This is a genomic window from Streptantibioticus rubrisoli (assembly GCF_024436055.1).
GTDB lineage: Bacteria > Actinomycetota > Actinomycetes > Streptomycetales > Streptomycetaceae > Streptantibioticus_A > Streptantibioticus_A rubrisoli.
The window spans coordinates 58,700-75,699 of sequence record NZ_JANFNH010000034.1 but is presented as its reverse complement, the minus strand read 5'-3'; the positions used below and the strand labels follow the sequence as shown (position 1 = coordinate 75,699).

General features: G+C 73.1%; 14 protein-coding genes and 1 riboswitch. Of the genes, 8 read left to right on the top strand and 6 right to left on the bottom strand.

Features of this window, described 5'->3' with window-relative positions; genetic code table 11:
* Positions 1 to 57: 57 nt before the first annotated feature.
* From NON19_RS23835 to NON19_RS23810, 6 genes are all read right to left on the bottom strand, one after another.
* Positions 58 to 876, bottom strand: a complete 819-nt coding sequence (locus NON19_RS23835) for an enoyl-CoA hydratase/isomerase family protein (RefSeq protein WP_255931084.1) — start codon at positions 874 to 876, stop codon at positions 58 to 60.
* 117 nt (positions 877 to 993) lie between these two features.
* On the bottom strand, positions 994 to 1,215 hold the full coding sequence (locus NON19_RS23830) for a helix-turn-helix domain-containing protein (protein ID WP_255931082.1): 222 nt from the start codon (positions 1,213 to 1,215) through the stop codon (positions 994 to 996).
* Between the two features lie 410 nt (positions 1,216 to 1,625).
* Positions 1,626 to 3,224, bottom strand: coding sequence for an ABC-F family ATP-binding cassette domain-containing protein (locus tag NON19_RS23825; protein ID WP_255931080.1), 1,599 nt, complete (start codon positions 3,222 to 3,224; stop codon positions 1,626 to 1,628).
* A 288-nt stretch (positions 3,225 to 3,512) separates the two neighbouring features.
* Positions 3,513 to 4,889: a hypothetical protein gene (locus NON19_RS23820; RefSeq protein WP_255931078.1), complete on the bottom strand. Its 1,377-nt coding sequence runs from the start codon at positions 4,887 to 4,889 to the stop codon at positions 3,513 to 3,515.
* 76 nt (positions 4,890 to 4,965) lie between these two features.
* A complete protein-coding gene (locus NON19_RS23815; RefSeq protein ID WP_255931075.1) occupies positions 4,966 to 6,099 on the bottom strand; it encodes an alpha/beta hydrolase in 1,134 nt (377 codons plus the stop codon).
* A gap of 96 nt (positions 6,100 to 6,195) precedes the next feature.
* The gene (locus NON19_RS23810) at positions 6,196 to 6,843 is read right to left on the bottom strand and encodes a class II aldolase/adducin family protein (protein WP_255931073.1); all 648 of its coding nucleotides are present in this window, start codon (positions 6,841 to 6,843) and stop codon (positions 6,196 to 6,198) included.
* A gap of 105 nt (positions 6,844 to 6,948) precedes the next feature.
* Between NON19_RS23810 and NON19_RS23805 the strand changes: the two genes are divergently transcribed.
* From NON19_RS23805 to NON19_RS23770, 8 genes are all read left to right on the top strand, one after another.
* On the top strand, positions 6,949 to 8,340 hold the full coding sequence (locus tag NON19_RS23805) for an NAD(P)/FAD-dependent oxidoreductase (protein WP_255931071.1): 1,392 nt from the start codon (positions 6,949 to 6,951) through the stop codon (positions 8,338 to 8,340).
* A gap of 285 nt (positions 8,341 to 8,625) precedes the next feature.
* Positions 8,626 to 9,858: an inorganic phosphate transporter gene (locus tag NON19_RS23800; RefSeq protein ID WP_303654224.1), complete on the top strand. Its 1,233-nt coding sequence runs from the start codon at positions 8,626 to 8,628 to the stop codon at positions 9,856 to 9,858.
* The gene (locus NON19_RS23795; RefSeq protein WP_255931069.1) at positions 9,855 to 10,049 is read left to right on the top strand and encodes a hypothetical protein; all 195 of its coding nucleotides are present in this window, start codon (positions 9,855 to 9,857) and stop codon (positions 10,047 to 10,049) included. The genes NON19_RS23800 and NON19_RS23795 overlap by 4 nt, the downstream gene beginning before the upstream one ends.
* Before the next feature lie 120 nt (positions 10,050 to 10,169).
* Positions 10,170 to 10,295: riboswitch (cobalamin riboswitch) on the top strand.
* Positions 10,296 to 10,415: 120 nt separating this feature from the next.
* On the top strand, positions 10,416 to 11,360 hold the full coding sequence (locus tag NON19_RS23790) for a cobalamin biosynthesis protein (protein WP_255931067.1): 945 nt from the start codon (positions 10,416 to 10,418) through the stop codon (positions 11,358 to 11,360).
* Positions 11,357 to 12,904 (top strand): cobyric acid synthase, encoded by a 1,548-nt coding sequence (locus NON19_RS23785; RefSeq protein ID WP_255931065.1) that lies wholly within the window; start codon positions 11,357 to 11,359, stop codon positions 12,902 to 12,904. Before NON19_RS23790 ends, NON19_RS23785 begins: the two co-directional genes overlap by 4 nt.
* Before the next feature lie 29 nt (positions 12,905 to 12,933).
* On the top strand, positions 12,934 to 14,985 hold the full coding sequence (locus NON19_RS23780; RefSeq protein ID WP_255931064.1) for a putative cobaltochelatase: 2,052 nt from the start codon (positions 12,934 to 12,936) through the stop codon (positions 14,983 to 14,985).
* Positions 14,985 to 15,581, top strand: a complete 597-nt coding sequence (gene cobO / locus NON19_RS23775) for a cob(I)yrinic acid a,c-diamide adenosyltransferase (RefSeq protein ID WP_255931063.1) — start codon at positions 14,985 to 14,987, stop codon at positions 15,579 to 15,581. The genes NON19_RS23780 and cobO overlap by 1 nt, the downstream gene beginning before the upstream one ends.
* Entirely contained in the window at positions 15,575 to 16,999 is a 1,425-nt protein-coding gene (locus tag NON19_RS23770; protein WP_255931062.1) for a cobyrinic acid a,c-diamide synthase CobB, read from the top strand. The genes cobO and NON19_RS23770 overlap by 7 nt, the downstream gene beginning before the upstream one ends.
* Position 17,000: the final 1 nt, after the last annotated feature.

The following is a 17,000-nucleotide window of genomic DNA, read 5'->3' as shown; positions in this document are numbered from 1 at the left end:
TCAGGGTCGGGGGGGGGGGGGGGCCCCCGCCGCCGTTCAGGCGATCGAGCCCGGGAGCTACTCGCCGAGGCCCGCCAAGTCGCGCAGGCGGCGGCCCTGGGCGGCCCGCTCCGCGGTGCGCTGCTCGTCGTACGTGCGCGACGGGGCCTCCCGCAGCAGCGTCTTGGTCTCGATGACGGCGTCGCGCGGGGCGGCCAGCAGGGCGGCGGTCAGGTCGCTCACCGCGGCGTCGAGTTCGGCGGGCGGCACCACGAGATTGGCCAGGCCGATGCGTTCGGCCTCCTCGGCGCGCACATAGCGGCCGGTGGCGCAGATCTCCAACGCCCGTGCGTAGCCGACGAGTCCGGTCAGCGGCTTGGTGCCCGCGAGGTCGGGCACCAGGCCGAGGCTGGTCTCACGCATCGCGAACTGCACGTCGTCGGCGCAGACCCGCAGGTCGCAGGCGAGCGCGAGCTGGAAGCCCGCGCCGATGGCGTGGCCCTGTACGGCCGCGATGCTGACCAGGTCGTTACGCCGCCACCAGGTGAACGCCTCCTGGTACTCGGCGATGGTTGCGTCGAGTTCGGCTTCCGAGCCGCGCGCCAGGTCGATGAAGGACGGCTCGCCGTCGAACCCCTCGGGCGTGAACGCCTGCCGGTCGAGCCCCGCGGAGAAGGAGACGCCCTCGCCGCGCAGCACGACGACCCGGACGCTGCCGGGCAGCAGCCGTCCCGCCTCGACCAGCGCCCGCCACAGTGCGGGCGACTGCGCGTTGCGCTTGGCGGGGTTGCACAGGGTGACGGTGGCGACGGCACCGTCAACGGTGAGCCGTACCCCGTCACGCATCAGCAGTGGATCCGCCTGCGCAGCGGTGGTCGGGGCGTTGGGTTCGGACATCGGGCACCTCCGAGCGGGCCACGGACAGGATTACTGAACAGTAACCACCCGGCCGTGAGCAGAGGTGACCGGGTGGCCACCACAGCTCGGTCCATGGCCGACCCGGATGCCCGATCGTCAGACCGAGGCCGCCTTCTTACCCCGCGTGGCACCTCCGCGACCGCGGAGGTTCACTCCGGACTCGGTGAGCATCCGGTGCACGAATCCATAGGAGCGGCCGGTTTCCTCGGCCAACGCCCGGATACTCGCACCGGCGTCGTACTTCTTCTTCAGGTCTGCCGCGAGCTTTTCGCGCGCGGAGCCGGTAACCCGGCTGCCCTTCTTCAGAGTCTCGGCCACCCGTGCCTCCTCTAGGGAAGTGCGCTCTGGACTCTCATGATCACCCCTCCAGCGCTTCCTGGCCACCCATTCGACAAGGTCTGGGGGAACTACCTGGGCACCCCCGGGAATTCACCGACCGGGCGGTGCCGGGTACGCGGAAAGGTTTTCCCGAGCCCGGCTTTCCGTACCGGAACGAAGTGGATCGAGAAATCGCTGGTCATCACGGTGCGTAAGGAGCGTTCGCCGACTACAGAACTGATCACCGGCGAACCCGCAATGGTCCAGACCTGATCTGTCCGCGGTACCAACCGTACTCACGCAGATGATGGATCACCGGTAAGCCGAATGATCCAGATGAATGATCCAGAAGACGAGCAGGGCACCGGACGGCCGAACCGCCGTACCGCCCGGCCACCGCGCGAACGTGGTCAGGCGAGCGAGACCAGGTCCGCGTACTCGTCGCCCCACAGGTCCTCCACGCCGTCCGGCAGCAGGATGATCCGCTCCGGCTGGAGCGCGTCCACCGCGCCCTCGTCGTGGGTGACCAGCACGACCGCGCCGGTGAAGCCGCGCAGCGCGCCCAGGATCTCCTCCCGGCTGGCCGGGTCGAGGTTGTTGGTGGGCTCGTCGAGCAGCAGCACGTTGGCGCTGGAGACCACCAGGGTGGCCAGCGCCAGCCGGGTCTTCTCACCGCCGGAGAGCACGCCCGCGGGCTTGTCCACGTCGTCCCCGGAGAACAGGAACGAGCCGAGGATCTTGCGGACCTCGACCAGGTCCATGTCCGGCGCGGCCGAGCGCATGTTCTCCAGCACCGTGCGCTCCGGGTCCAGCGTCTCGTGCTCCTGGGCGTAGTAGCCCAGCTTGAGGCCGTGGCCCGGCTCTACCTTGCCGGTGTCGGGCTGCTCGACCCCGGCCAGCAGCCGCAGCAGCGTGGTCTTGCCCGCGCCGTTGAGGCCCAGGATGACCACCCGGGAGCCCTTGTCGATGGCGAGGTCGACATCGGTGAAGATCTCCAGCGAGCCGTACGACTTGGACAGCCCGGAGGCCATCAGCGGGGTCTTGCCGCACGGCGCGGGGTCGGGGAAGCGCAGCTTTGCGACCTTGTCGGAGACCCGCACCTCGTCAAGGCCGGACAGCAGCTTCTCCGCGCGGCGGGCCATGTTCTGCGCGGCGACGGTCTTGGTCGCCTTGGCCCGCATCTTGTCGGCCTGCGCGTTGAGCGCGGCGGCCTTCTTCTCGGCGTTGGCGCGCTCGCGCTTGCGGCGCTTGTCGTCGGCCTCGCGCTGGGCCAGGTACAGCTTCCAGCCCATGTTGTAGACGTCGATCACCGAGCGGTTGGCGTCCAGGTAGAAGACCTTGTTGACCACCGTCTCCATGAGGTTGACGTCGTGGGAGATGACCACGAAGCCGCCGCTGTAGGTCTTGAGGTAGTCGCGCAGCCAGACGATCGAGTCGGCGTCGAGGTGGTTGGTCGGCTCGTCCAGCAGCAGGGTGTCGGCGTCCGAGAACAGGATCCGGGCCAGCTCGACACGGCGCCGCTGGCCGCCGGAGAGGGTGTGCAGCGGCTGGCCGAGCACCCGGTCGGGCAGGCCGAGCGCGGCGGCGATGGTGGCGGCCTCGGCCTCGGCCGCGTAGCCGCCCTTGGTGAGGAACTCGGTCTCCAGGCGGGCGTACTTCTTCATCGCGTTGTCGCGGGTGGCGCCCTTGCCGTTGGCCATCCGCTCCTCGTTCTCCCGCATCTTGCGCAGCACGGTGTCGAGTTCGCGGGCGGACAGGATGCGGTCGCGGGCCAGAGTGTCCAGGTCGCCGGTGCGCGGGTCCTGCGGCAGGTAGCCGATCTCGCCGGAGCGGGTCACCGTGCCCCCGGCGGGCTGGCCCTCACCGGCGAGGACCTTGGTGAGGGTGGTCTTGCCCGCGCCGTTGCGACCGACCAGGCCGATGCGGTCGCCCTTGGCGATGCGGAAGGAGGCGGACTCGATGAGGACTCGGGCGCCGGCGCGCAGCTCAAGGCCGGAGGCAGTGATCACGGAAGGGGCTCCAGGACATGGGGGACGGCAGGGACGGGCGTCTTCCGGCTGGGCTGATCCAGCCGCGGGCTGCCGTCTAATGCGCGAGGAGAACTGCCATGCGAAGCAGTCTACCGGGGCCTGGCAAACGCTTTTCCCGGCCACCGGGGCGCCACATACGGCTGGCCAGCGGCCGCCGCCGCGGCGTCACCGGCCGCGGTCGCCGTCCGGGGCGCCGACTCACGCCCTCGTGGTGGCCCGCCGCCGCGACGGACGGTCCACGCCGCCCGGAAGGCCCGCGCGGGCGGCTCACTCGGCCCCGTGGTGCACCGCGAAGGCGGCCCGCCGCACCGCCTTGGCCAGCGCCGGGTCGGGATGGGCGGCGGCCAGCGCGATCAGCACCTGCACGGTGCGCGGATGCCCCGTACCGCGCACCTCGTCGAGCAGCGCGGGCAGCGACTCCTGCACGGCGGTCTCCAGATGGCCGACCAGCAGATGGGCCTCGCCGTGGTCGGCGACGGCCGCCGCGGTGTCCACCCACAGCCAGGTGGCCTCCTCCCGGGTGAGCTGCGCCATCTGCTCCTCCGGCTCGCCGCCCTGCTGTTCCGCCAGCCACAGCAGCGCGTACGGCCGCAGCTGCGGCTCGTCGACCACACCGCGCACCGCCGCCTCCGCGGGGGCGCCCACGGTGCGCAGCGCCTCGAACGCCAGGCCGCGCAGCAGCGCGTCGTCTCCGCGTGCCGCGTCCAGCAGTTCGCTGACCGCCTGGGCGACCGGCCGGGCGGCCAGCCAGGCCCGGTACTCGACCCGGGCCGGGCCCGGCGAGTACTGCGCGCAGGCCCGCAGCAGGTCCTCGGCCGACTGCTCGATGTGCCCGGCGGGCGACTGCGCGGCCACACAGATCTGCTCCAGCTTGACCCACACCGCCCAGTTGCCGAGCGCGGTGAGCGCCATGTCCTCACCGTCGGTGCGCGGCCGCAGCGCGCCGACCGACACCAGCGCGTCCCAGGTCCACTCCAGCAGCGCGGGCAGCGGGTCCGCGCCGCCGTCGGCGGGCGGCTCGTGCCGTTCGGTGCGCAGCTCCGCAACCCGCTGCCGCAACAGGTCGAGCAGGACCGGCACCGGCGCGGTACCGCTGGACAGGTGCAGCAGCGAAAGCAGTTGCGGTACCGCCTCGACGACCTCGGCGACCAGGGACGGATCGGAGCCGGACGGCGCGGTGCGGCACAGCGACCAGGCGTCGAACAGGGCGACCCAGCCGCGCAGTACGGCGGTGTCGTCGCGGTCCCAGGCCCGCAGCCGCCAGCCGGACCGGGCCACCGCGTCGCGCAGTTCCACCAGACCGACCAGCCGGGCGTGGTTCCACGCCACCCGCACCCGATGGTCCGTCAAACCCAGGGCCTCGGCGGCCCGCCGCAACTCGGCGGCGGGCAGTATCCCGTTCGGCTCGGGCCGCAGCGGGCTGGTACGGCCGCCGCCGCGCCCCTCGCCGTCGGCCCAACGGGCCAGCCGCACCGCGTCGGCCAGCACCGACCGTGCCAGCGCGGCGAGTTCGGCGGGGGCCGGGGTGCCCTCCGGCGGCCGTGGCGGCCTGGAGCGGCGGGCCGCGGTGGCCCTTCGCACAGCCGCGATGGGCTGCCCGGTTACGAGCCGGAGCCTGGTGTCACGCTGGGAACGGGACGTCACGGGAGCAGTCTTACGGGTGAGCCCCCGGATTCCCAAACGAGCACCCCTCGGCCGCCACCCCGCGGGCACCGCACCGTCACATCAACGGCGTCAGAAAGCGCCTGAGCGCCTCCTCGTAGCGCTCCGGATCGGCGTTCCACATCGCCTGGTGCTCGGCGTCCGCGACGGTGTGCAGGGTGACGAGTTCGCGCCGCCGCTCGGCGAAGTCGCGCGACGCCTGCCACGGGGCGAGGGTGTCCGCCGGGCCGTGCACGATCAGGGTGGGCACCGACAGCAGTGCCGGGTCGGCGGATCCGGTGAGCCGGTCGGCGTGCAGCCCGGTACGGCCCGCGGCGGCGCGCACCCCCAACGGCACCAGCGGGCCGGGCACTCCGCGGTCGCGGGCCAGCCCGCGCACCGCGGCCTGCCAGTCGAGCACCGGGGAGTCCAGTACCAGGCCGCTCACCCGGTCCCGCATCGGCGAGTGGTCGGCCACCCGCAGCGCCATCGCGGCACCGGTCGACCAGCCGTACAGCACCACCCGGTGGGCGCCCTCGCGCACCGCGTACCGCACCGCGGCGTCCACGTCCCGCCACTCGGTGTCGCCCAGGTGCCCGATGCCGTCGGGGGACGCCGGGGCGCCGGGGTCGTTGCGGTAGCTGATCAACAGCACCGGGAAGCGCAGCCGGTGCAGCAGCGGCAGCACGACCAGTGGATGGCGGCGGGTGGTGCCCAGGCCGTGCACGGTGATCACCCAGGTGTCGCGCGCCCCGGGCACGAACCACCCTGGCATCGGCCCGAGTTCACCGTCGACCGCCACCTCCTGGTACTTCAGGCCGTGCGCGCCCATCGGCTCACCGGTGTAGGCCTGCGGGGTGATGGTCACCTGTGCGCCGTCCAGCAGCCTGCCGAACTGGACGCGTTCCAGGCGGCGGGTGACGGTGTCCGGGGTGGTGGCCAGCACCGGGCCGATGGTGGCGTGGCAGTCGGGGGCGGTGAGCCCGTAGACGCCGGGGCGCGCCGAGGCCAGGGACCGGGTCAGGGTGACCTGCCCCGGTTCGACGGCGTGCACGGTCAGCTCGCCGCGGGCGGAGGCGGCGGGACCCATCGCCGGGCCGTCGGGGCGCGGGTTGAGGGCCAGCCCCGACACCCAGCGGCCGGTCGCCACGGCGACCGCACCGGCACCGAGGGACCCTGTCAGGGCTAGGGCGGCAACAGTTCGCGGACGCATCCACTCCAGTGTCGATCGCAGCACCGGCGCGGGCCACCGGGTACAGGCGTAGGGGTGAGAGATTTTACTTCCGGGGCAGGCCCCCGGCCCCCGGCGTCACCCCCGTTGCCCGTACCCCCGCAGTCGCTCCGCGACCCTGGCGATCTCCGTCTGCGCAAGCACCGACGGCGTCCCCGCCGCGCGGGCAGCGAGCCAGACGTGGCACATCCACTCGAGTTGAGCGGTGTGGTCGAAGGCCGCCTCCAAGGTGGACGCGTACACCACCGTGCCGTGGTTCCGCAGCAGACACCCCGTACGCCCGCGCAGCGCCTCCATCATGTGGTCGGCCAGTTCCCGCGTGCCGTACGTCGCGTAGGGCGCGACCCGCACCGCGCCGCCGAGTGCGGCGCACATGTAATGGACGGCGGGGAGTTCGTCCACCAGCGTGGAGACCGCCGTGGCGTGCACGGCATGGGTGTGTACGACGGCCCGGGCGTCGGTCGCCCGGTACACCGCGAGATGCATCGGCAGTTCACTGGTCGGCCGCAGCGCGCCGATCCGCTGCTCCCCGTCCAGCCCGACCGCCACCAGATCAGTGTCCCCGAGCCGGTCGTACCGCACCCCGCTGGGCGTCACCAGCACCAGGTCGCCGACCCGGGCCGAGACGTTCCCCGAGGTGCCGACCACCAGCCCCTCGTCGGCCGTCCGCCGGGCCGTGGCCACCACCTCGCGCCACACCGCCACCAGTTCGCTGTCCACCGTCATTCACCGCACCTCCGGGTGGTGATCCTGACACGTTGTCCGTTGCCGGTCGGCGGAAAGCCGCAGTAACGTCCCGCCACCAGCAGCGATCACGACACGAGGGCACCCATGGCAACCGTCAACGGCGGTATCTCCTTCTGGTACGCGAACACCGGCGTCCCCGCCCCGCGCGAGCCGCTGCCCGGCGACACCGCGGCCGACGTGTGCGTGGTGGGCGGCGGCTACACCGGACTGTGGACCGCGTACTACCTGAAGAAGGCGGTGCCGTTCCTGCGGATCGTGGTGCTGGAGAGCCGGTTCTGCGGGTACGGCGCCTCCGGCCGCAACGGCGGCTGGCTGTACAACGGGATCGCCGGGCGCGACCGCTACGCCAGGCTGCACGGGCATGATGCGGCGGTGCGCCTCCAGCGGGCGATGAACGACACCGTGGACGAGGTGATCCGGGTCGCCGAGGAGGAGGGCATCGACGCCGACGTCCACAAGGGCGGAGTCCTCGAAGTCGCCTGTAACCCGGCCCAGTTGGCCCGGCTGAAGGCGTTCCACGAGGCCGAGACGGCGTTCGGCGAGAAGGACCGGCTGCTGCTGGGCGCCGCTGAGACGGCCGAACGGATCCGGGTCATGGGCACCGTCGGCGGTACGTGGACGCCGCACGGCGCGCGGATCCACCCGGTGAAGCTGGTGCGGGGTCTGGCGGCGGCCGTCGAGGCGTTGGGCGTGGTGATCCATGAGTCAACCCCGGTGACCGAGATCCGGCCGAAACACGCGGTCACCCCGTACGGCACGGTGCGGGCGCCCTATGTGCTGCGCTGCACCGAGGGCTTCACGGCCGGAATCAAAGGTCAGCGGCGTTCCTGGCTGCCGATGAACTCCTCGATGATCGTCACCGAACCGCTGCCACCCCAGGTGTGGGAGACCATCGGCTGGGCCGGGCGGGAGACACTGGGCGACATGGCGCACGCCTACGTGTACGCGCAGCGCACCGCCGACGACCGGATAGCGCTGGGCGGCCGCGGTGTCCCGTACCGCTTCGGTTCGCGGACCGACAACGACGGCCGCACCCAGGAGGCGACGGTGGCGGCGCTGCGGGAGGTGCTGGTCCGCTTCTTCCCGGCGGCCGCCGGGGTGGCGATCGACCACGCCTGGTCCGGTGTGTTGGGCGTGCCGCGGGACTGGTGCGCGAGCGTGGAGCTCGACCGGTCCACTGGCCTGGGCTGGGCTGGCGGCTATGTGGGCAGCGGTGTGGCCACCGCGAACCTGGCCGCCCGTACGCTGCGCGACCTGGTGCGTCTCGACTCCGGTCAGGGCGGCGCCACGGAGTTGACCGGCCTGCCGTGGGTGGGCCACCGGGTGCGCCGCTGGGAGCCGGAACCGCTGCGCTGGCTCGGGGTGCGCGGTCTGTACGCGGCGTACCGCGCGGCGGACGGCCGGGAGCGGGCCGCCCGCTCCGCCCGCACCGACCAGTTGGCCCGGCTCGCCGACCGCATCTCCGGCCGCCACTGACCCGGCCGCCGCCCGGTACCTGCCAGATCTCCGGCCGCCCACTGAGTCCGGGGCGGCCCCGCCCGGTACGTGCCGAACCTCACGTTCACCGGCACCCGCTCGCGCGCCGGAACCGCGAACCGCAGCTCCAGCGCGGGGCGTAACCCCCGGGCCGATCCGATTCCACCGGAAAACCTGGCGCGATCCGCACCCCGGCACCGGCAGGGCGTACGCCGTTAACCTTTCGTTCACCCATAGTCCGTACGGTCGCCGCGTCGCTGCCCGCCCGAACGATTGTCTGGGTGAATGGAACACCTCACGCTGCTCATCGGAGTCGTGATCGTCACCGCTCTCGTGTTCGATTTCACGAACGGTTTCCATGACACCGCCAACGCCATGGCCACCACCATTTCCACCGGGGCGCTCGCGCCGAAGGCGGCGGTGGCGATGTCGGCGGTCCTCAACCTCGTCGGCGCATTTCTCTCGGTCCAGGTGGCCAAGACGATTTCCGGCGGAATCATCGACGAAAAGGCCGGGGTCAAACCCGAAGTGATCTTCGCGGCGCTGGTCGGCGCCATTGTCTGGAACCTGGTGACCTGGCTCGCCGGGCTGCCGTCCAGTTCCTCGCACGCCCTGTTCGGCGGTCTGATCGGCGCGACGCTGGTGGCCGTCGGAGCGCACGGCATCCACGGCAACGCGATCGTGATGAAGATCCTCATCCCGGCGGTCGTCTCCCCGCTCGTCGCCGGTGTCGCCGCGATGCTGGCGACCAGGGCCACCTACCGCATCGGCCGGGACGCCGACCCGCAGGCCACCTCGAAGGGCTACCGCGCGGGCCAGATCGCCTCCGCCGCCCTGGTCTCGCTCGCCCACGGCACCAGCGACGCGCAGAAGACCATGGGCGTCATCACCCTGGCGCTGGTCACCGGCGGCATGGTCGCCCCGCACTCCGACCCGCCGCTGTGGGTGATCCTGGCCGCCGCGAGCGCCATGGGCCTCGGTACCTACCTGGGCGGTTGGCGGATCATCCGCACCATGGGCAAGAAGCTCACCGACATCCAGCCGCCGCAGGGCTTCGCCGCCCAGACCGCCGCGGCGACCACCATCCTCGCCTCCGCCCACCTGGGCTTCGCGCTCTCCACCACCCACGTGGTCTCCGGCGCGGTCACCGGCACCGGCTTCGGCCGCCGGGGCGCGGAAGTGCGCTGGGGCGTGGTGCGGCGCATGGTGCTGTCCTGGCTGATCACCCTGCCCGCCGCCGCACTGGTGGCCGGTGGCGCCACCTTCGTGGCCCTGCAGGGCAGTTGGGGCGTGCTGCTGGTCGGCCTGCTGGGTGCCGCCGTGTGCGCCGGGTCCTGGCTGGTCTCGATGCGCAGGCCGGTGGACCACACCAACGTCAACGACGTCGAGGAGCTGGTGGCACCGGGGCAACCGGACACGGCCGCCCCGGAGTTCGACGCCTTCGCCGCCGACCCGGCACTCACCGCCACCATCCCGGCCCCGCAGCCGCAGACCGTCCAGAAGGAAGCCGCACTGTGAACATCAACTGGGGCGCCCTGGCGTCGGTGGCGGGCGTGAGCCTGATCGGAACCGTTGGCCTGGTGGGCCTGTTCACCGTCGGCATCGTCGGACTGTCCAGGCAGCAGCAGTCGGCGCGGGCCACCGGATACGCCGCCTTCGCACTGTGCGCGGCGGCCGTGGCCTACGGCATCTACCTCATCGTGGGCTGAACGCGGGGCGCGCACGCCGTGCGTGCCCCGCGCGCATCGGGGGCAGTTGACTGCCGTTCCCGCAGCATGGTGGACTGCCCGGTGCCATACGGCGCCAACAAGCCCAAACGGCGACAGGAGAGGAAGCCGGTGTGAATCCGGCGCGGTCCCGCCACTGTCACCGGGGAGTGCGCCCCCACTCGAGGGTCACGGCCGAGCGATCGGCTGGAAGGCCGGGGGGCGTGCCGATCCGGGAGCCAGGAGACTCTCACCGCCGGTCACGTCGAACCAGGGCGCGGACCCTGAGTGAGGACTCCTGCCATGCCCGGCACACCACCCTTCGCCCTGACGCCACGCCCGCTTCGAGGAACGACGGCGGACTGACCCATGCGTGCCGACCGTCTCTTCGGGTACGGCGCGGTCCTCGGCTTCGCGGGCGACCTGCTCACCGGTGACCCGCGCCGCGGCCATCCGGTCGCCGCGTTCGGCCGGGCCGCCGCCGCCTGTGAACGCGCCCTGTGGCGTGACGACCGCGCCCGCGGCGCCGCCTTCACCGCGCTGTGCGCGGGCGGCGCGGTGGCCGCCGCCCGCGCCGCCTCCCGGCTCACCCGCCGCTCCCCCGCCGCTTCCGTCGCCCTGACCGCCGCCGCGACCTGGGCGGTGCTCGGCGGCGCCTCGCTCGCCCGCGAGGCGGGCGCGATCGGCGCCGCGCTGACCGCCGGAGACCTGGGACTGGCCCGGGAGCGGCTGCCGCACCTGTGCGGCCGTGACCCGCAGGCGCTGGACGGGCAGCAGATCGCCCGTGCCGTGGTGGAGTCGGTCGCCGAGAACACCTCCGACGCCGTGGTCGGCGCCCTGGTGTGGGGCGCGCTCGGCGGCGTGCCGGGGCTGGTCGGGTTCCGCGCGGTCAACACCCTGGACGCGATGGTCGGCCACCGGTCACCGCGCTACCGGCGGTTCGGCTGGGCGTCCGCCCGGCTGGACGATGCCGTCGGCTACCCCGGATCGCGGCTGACCGCCGCGCTGACCGTGCTCGCCGCCCCCAACCGGCGTGCGGCGTGGCGCACTTGGCGGGCCGACGGCCACCGGCACCCGAGCCCCAACGCCGGTCCGGTGGAGGCGTCGTTCGCGGGCGCCCTGGGGGTACGGCTGGGCGGCACGCTCTCCTACGGCGGGCGGATCGAGCGCCGCCCGGTGCTGGGCGGCGGCAACCGGCCGGTGGAGGTGGCGGACATCGAGCGCGCGGTACGGCTGTCCCGCCGGGTGAGCGCGCTGGCGCTGGCCGCCTGTGTGGCGGGCCGGTACCTACTGGGCAGGAGGGGCACGCGGTGAGCGGTGGGCTGTTGGTCGCGGGAACGACGTCCGACGCGGGCAAGAGCGTGGTGACGGCGGGCATCTGCCGCTGGCTGGCCCGCAAGGGCGTCAGCGTCGCCCCGTTCAAGGCGCAGAACATGTCGCTGAACTCCTTCGTCACCCGCGACGGCGCCGAGATCGGCCGCGCCCAGGCGATGCAGGCGCAGGCCGCCCGGGTCGAGCCGAGCGCGTTGATGAACCCGGTACTGCTCAAGCCCGGCGGCGACCGCACCAGCCAGGTGGTGCTACTCGGCAAACCCGTGGGCGAGTTGAGCGCCCGCGGGTATTTCGGGCGGGCCGAAGGGTCGTCCCCCGGCGAGACGCTGTACTCCAGGCGCCGGGAGGAACTCCTCGAAACCGTCACGGACTGCCTCCGACAACTGCGCGACACCCATGAGGTGGTGATCTGCGAGGGCGCGGGCAGCCCGGCGGAGATCAACCTGCGCCACACCGACATCGTCAACATGGGCCTGGCGCGCGCCGCGAACCTTCCGGTGGTCGTCGTCGGCGACATCGACCGCGGCGGGATCTTCGCCTCCTTCTTCGGCACCACCGCGCTGCTCAGCCGCGAGGACCAGGCACTGCTCGCCGGATATCTGGTGAACAAGTTCCGCGGCGATGTCTCCCTGCTGGAGCCGGGGTTGGAGATGCTGCGCGGCCTCACCGGACGCGCCACGCTGGGTGTGCTGCCGTACGCGCACGGTCTGGGCATCGACGAGGAGGACGGCCTGCGGGTCTCGCTGCGCGGCACGGTCCGGGAGTCCAACTCGGCTCCCCCGTACGGTGAGGACGTGCTGCGGGTGGCGGTCGCCGCCGTACCGCTGATGTCCAACTTCACCGACGTGGACGCGCTGGCCGCGGAACCCGGCGTCGTGGTCCGGTTCGTGGACCGTCCGGAGGAACTCGCCGACGCCGACCTCGTCGTCCTGCCGGGCACCCGCGGCACGGTGAAGGCCCTGCGCTGGCTCCACGAACGCGGGTTGGCGGACGCGGTACGCAGGCGAGCCGCCGAGGGCAGGCCGGTACTGGGCGTCTGCGGCGGCTTCCAGGTCCTCGGGCGGACCATCGAGGACGAGGTCGAGTCCCGCGCCGGAACCGTCGAGGGGCTCGGTCTGCTGCCGGTGAGTATCCGGTTCGCCCCGGAGAAGACCCTGGCCAGACCGTCCGGCAAGGCGCTGGGCGAGGCGGTGGACGGCTATGAGATCCACCACGGCGTCGCCCGGATCGGCGACGGCGGCGAACCGTTCCTGGACGGGGTGCGCCTCGGCGCGGTCTGGGGCACGCACTGGCACGGCTCGCTGGAGAGCGACGGCTTCCGCCGGGCGTTCCTGCGCGAGGTGGCGCGGGCGTCCGGCCGCCGCTTCGTACCGGCGCCGGACACCAGCTTCGCGGCGCTGCGCGAGGAGCAGTTGGACCGCCTCGGCGACCTGATCGAGGAGCACGCCGACACCGCGGCGCTGCTGCGGCTGATCGAGGACGGCGCACCCGCCGGTCTCCCGTTCCTGGCTCCGGGGGCACCGTGACATCCGACACTCGTAGGAGGCATCCCGGCGTGAGCACCCACTACCCCTTCACGGCGATCGTCGGGATGGACGACCTGCGGCTCGCCCTGCTGCTGAACGCCGTCTCCCCCGCGGTCGGCGGTGTGCTGGTGCGGGGCGAGAAGGGCACCGCCAAGTCGACCGCGGTACGGGCGCTTTCGGCGCTGATGCCACCGGTCGAGGTGGTACCGGGCTGCCGCTTCTCCTGTGACCCGCGGACGCCGGACCCCGGCTGCCCGGACGGCCCGCACGACCTGGCGGACGGCGGTACGGACCGTCCGGCGCGGATGGTGGAGCTGCCGGTGGGCGCCTCCGAGGACCGGCTGGTGGGCGCGCTGGACATCGAACGCGCCCTGGCCGAGGGCGAGAAGGCGTTCGAGCCCGGTCTGCTGGCCGCCGCGCACCGCGGGGTGCTCTACGTGGACGAGGTCAACCTGCTCCACGACCACCTGGTCGACCTGCTGCTGGACGCCGCCGCGATGGGCGCCTCGTACGTCGAGCGCGAGGGCGTCTCGGTACGGCACGCCGCGCGCTTCCTGCTCGTCGGCACCATGAACCCCGAAGAGGGCGAACTGCGCCCGCAGTTGCTCGACCGCTTCGGGCTCACCGTGGAGGTGTCGGCGTCCCGGGACCCCGGCCAGCGGGTCGAGGTAGTGCGCAGGCGGCTGGCGTACGACGAGGATCCGGCGGCGTTCGCCGCGCGCTGGGCGGCCGAGGAGGACGAGCTGCGGCAACGCATCGCCGCGGCACGGGAGTTGCTGCCGTCGGTGCGGCTGGGGGATGCCGCGCTGCGGCAGATCGCCTCCGTGTGCGCGGCGTTCGAGGTGGACGGGATGCGCGCGGACATCGTGACCGCCCGCACCGCCACCGCGCTGGCCGCCTGGGCGGGCCGCACCGAGGTGCTGGAGGAGGACGTGCGCCAGGCCGCGCTGCTGGCGCTGCCGCACCGGCGCCGCCGCAACCCCTTCGACGCACCGGGGCTGGACGAGCAGAAGCTGGACGAGGCCCTGGAGGACTCCCGCGGCGAGGACGACGACCCGGGCCCGGACGGCCCCGGCGGTGGGCCGGACGGCGGTGGGCGCCCCCCGCAGGACGCTCCGGCGGACGACCCGGCCGTCCCCGACCAGCGCTCCGACGAGCGGCAGCCGGACACCAGCGGTGACGCAGCGGAAGGCGCACCCACCGGCGCGGGCGCCGAGCAGGCCCCGGTGGCCGCTGCCGAGCCGTTCAGGACGAGGCCGTTGACCGTGGCGGGACTTGGCGACGGCGTCGCCGGACGGCGCTCCCGAGCGCGCACCGAGCACGGCCGCACCACCGGCGCCCGCCGCCCCCAGGGCACGTTGACCAAGCTGCACCTGGCCGCCACCGTGACCGCCGCCGCCCCGCACCAGCGGGCGCGCGGGCGCAGCGGTCCGGGTCTGGTGCTGCGCAGGGACGACCTGCGACAGGCGGTGCGCGAGGGCCGGGAGGGCAACCTGGTGCTGTTCGTGGTCGACGCCTCCGGGTCGATGGCGGCCCGGCAGCGGATGGCCGCGGTCAAGGGCGCGGTGCTCTCACTGCTGCTCGACGCCTACCAGCGGCGCGACAAGGTGGGGTTGGTGACCTTCCGCGGCACCGGCGCGGAGCTGGCGCTGCCGCCGACCTCCTCGGTGGAGGCGGGCGCGGCCCGGCTGGCCAAGCTGCCGACCGGCGGCCGCACCCCGCTGGCCGCCGGGCTGCTCAAGGCCCGTGAGGTGCTGCGGATCGAGCGGTTGCGGGACGCGTCCCGGCGCCCGCTGCTGGTCGTGGTGACCGACGGGCGGGCCACCGACGCCACAGCGGCGCGCGGCGCCTCCGGTGGGCGACGGGTCGCCACGGAGCCCGTCGCGCTGGCGGGGCACGCGGCGCGGCTGCTGGCCGCCGAGGGCGTGTCGTCGGTGGTCGTGGACTGCGAGAGCGGCCCGGTACGCCTGGGGCTGGCGGGTGAGCTGGCCCGCCAACTCGCCGGTACGGCCGTGACTTTGGAGGAGTTGCGCGCGGACGCGGTGTCCGCGCTGGTACGTGACGTCAGGAGGGCCGCGTAATGCCGCAGGGGAAGCCGAGTGTGGTGCCGGACGATGGGCTGACGACCCGTCAGCGCCGGAACCGTCCGCTGACGATCGTGCACACCGGTACCGGCAAGGGCAAGTCCACGGCCGCCTTCGGCATGGCGCTGCGCGCCTGGAACCAGGGCTGGCCGGTCGGGGTGTTCCAGTTCGTCAAGTCCGCCAAGTGGCGGGTCGGCGAGGAGCGGGCGCTACGCGTGCTCGGCGACTCCGGCGAGGGCGGCACGGTCGCCTGGCACAAGATGGGCGAGGGCTGGTCCTGGGTGCAGCGCGACCTGGAGACCAGCGAGGAGGCGGCCCGCGAGGGCTGGGCGCAGGTCAGGCGCGACCTGGCCGCCGAGACCTACCGGCTGTACGTACTGGACGAGTTCGCCTACCCCATGCACTGGGGCTGGGTGGACACCGACGAGGTGCTCGCGGTGCTGCGGGACCGTCCCGGCACCCAGCACGTCATCATCACCGGCCGCAACGCGCCGCAGAAGCTGATCGACGCCGCGGACCTGGTGACCGACATGACCAAGGTCAAGCACCCGATGGACGCCGGGCAGAAGGGCCAGCGGGGCATCGAGTGGTAGCCGTCCCACGTCTGGTGATCGCCGCACCCTCCTCGGGCAGCGGCAAGACCACCGTAGCCACCGGTCTGATGGCCGCGTTCACCCAGCGCGGTCTGGCCGTCTCACCCCACAAGGTCGGCCCCGACTACATCGACCCCGGGTACCACACGCTGGCCACCGGCCGCCCGGGCCGCAACCTGGACGCCTACCTGTGCGGCCCGCGGCGCGTCGCGCCGCTGTTCCTGCACGGCGCGCGCGGCGCCGACCTGGCCGTGGTCGAGGGCGTGATGGGGCTGTACGACGGCGCGGCCGGGCAGGGCGAACTGGCCTCCACCGCGCAGGTGGCCAAGCTGCTGCGGGCGCCGGTGGTACTGGTGGTGGACGCGTCCTCGCAGTCCCGCTCGGTGGCCGCGCTGGTGCACGGCTTCGCCTCCTGGGACCCCGAGGTACGGATCGGCGGCGTCATCCTCAACAAGGTCGGCTCCGACCGCCATGAGCAGTTGCTGCGCGAGGCCCTGGACGAGTCGGGCGTGCCGGTCCTGGGCGTCCTGCGCCGCGACGCGGGCCTCGCCGTCCCGGCCCGCCACCTGGGCCTGATCCCGGCGGCGGAACGCCGCACGGAGGCGGTGGACGCGGTCGGCGAGATGGCGGCACGAGTCCTGGCGGGCTGCGACATGGAGGCCCTGCTGGCCTTGGCGAAAACGGCCCAGGTACTGCCCGAAGAACCATGGGACCCCATCGGTTGCGAGCAGGCGTTCCTCCCCCACTCCCTTAAGGACGTGGGAGGTACCCCCCGCGGAACGGGTGGGCACGACCCCACGACGGCGCCGCGTCCGATAGTGGCCCTGGCCAGCGGCCCGGCCTTCACGTTCTCGTACCCGGAACACACCGAACTCCTGACCGCCGCGGGCGCGGAGGTCGTACCGTTCGACCCACTACGCGACGAGCAACTACCAGACCGCACGGCCGGGTTGATCATCGGCGGCGGCTTCCCGGAAATCTACGCCCCCGACCTCTCCGCCAACGAACCACTGCGCAAGGCCGTAGCCACCCTGGCCGCCGAAGGCGCCCCGATCGCAGCGGAATGCGCCGGACTCCTCTACCTGGCAACGGAGTTGGACGGCACCCCGATGTGCGGCGTGCTGAACGCCACCGCCCGGATGACGCGGAAGCTGACCCTCGGCTACCGCGAGGCGGTCGCGGTGACCGACAGCCCGCTGGCCGAGGCCGGAACGAGGCTGCGCGGCCACGAGTTCCACCGCACCACGATCGAGCCGGGCGCGGGGGAAGCCCCCGCGTGGGGCTGGTCACGGCCAACCCGGCGCCTGGAAGGCTTCGTGGCCGGACCGGCCGCGAACGTGCACGCCTCCTATCTGCACACCCACTGGGCGGCCGAACCCTCGCTCGCCCACCGGTTCGTCGCGCGGTGCGCGGGTTGAC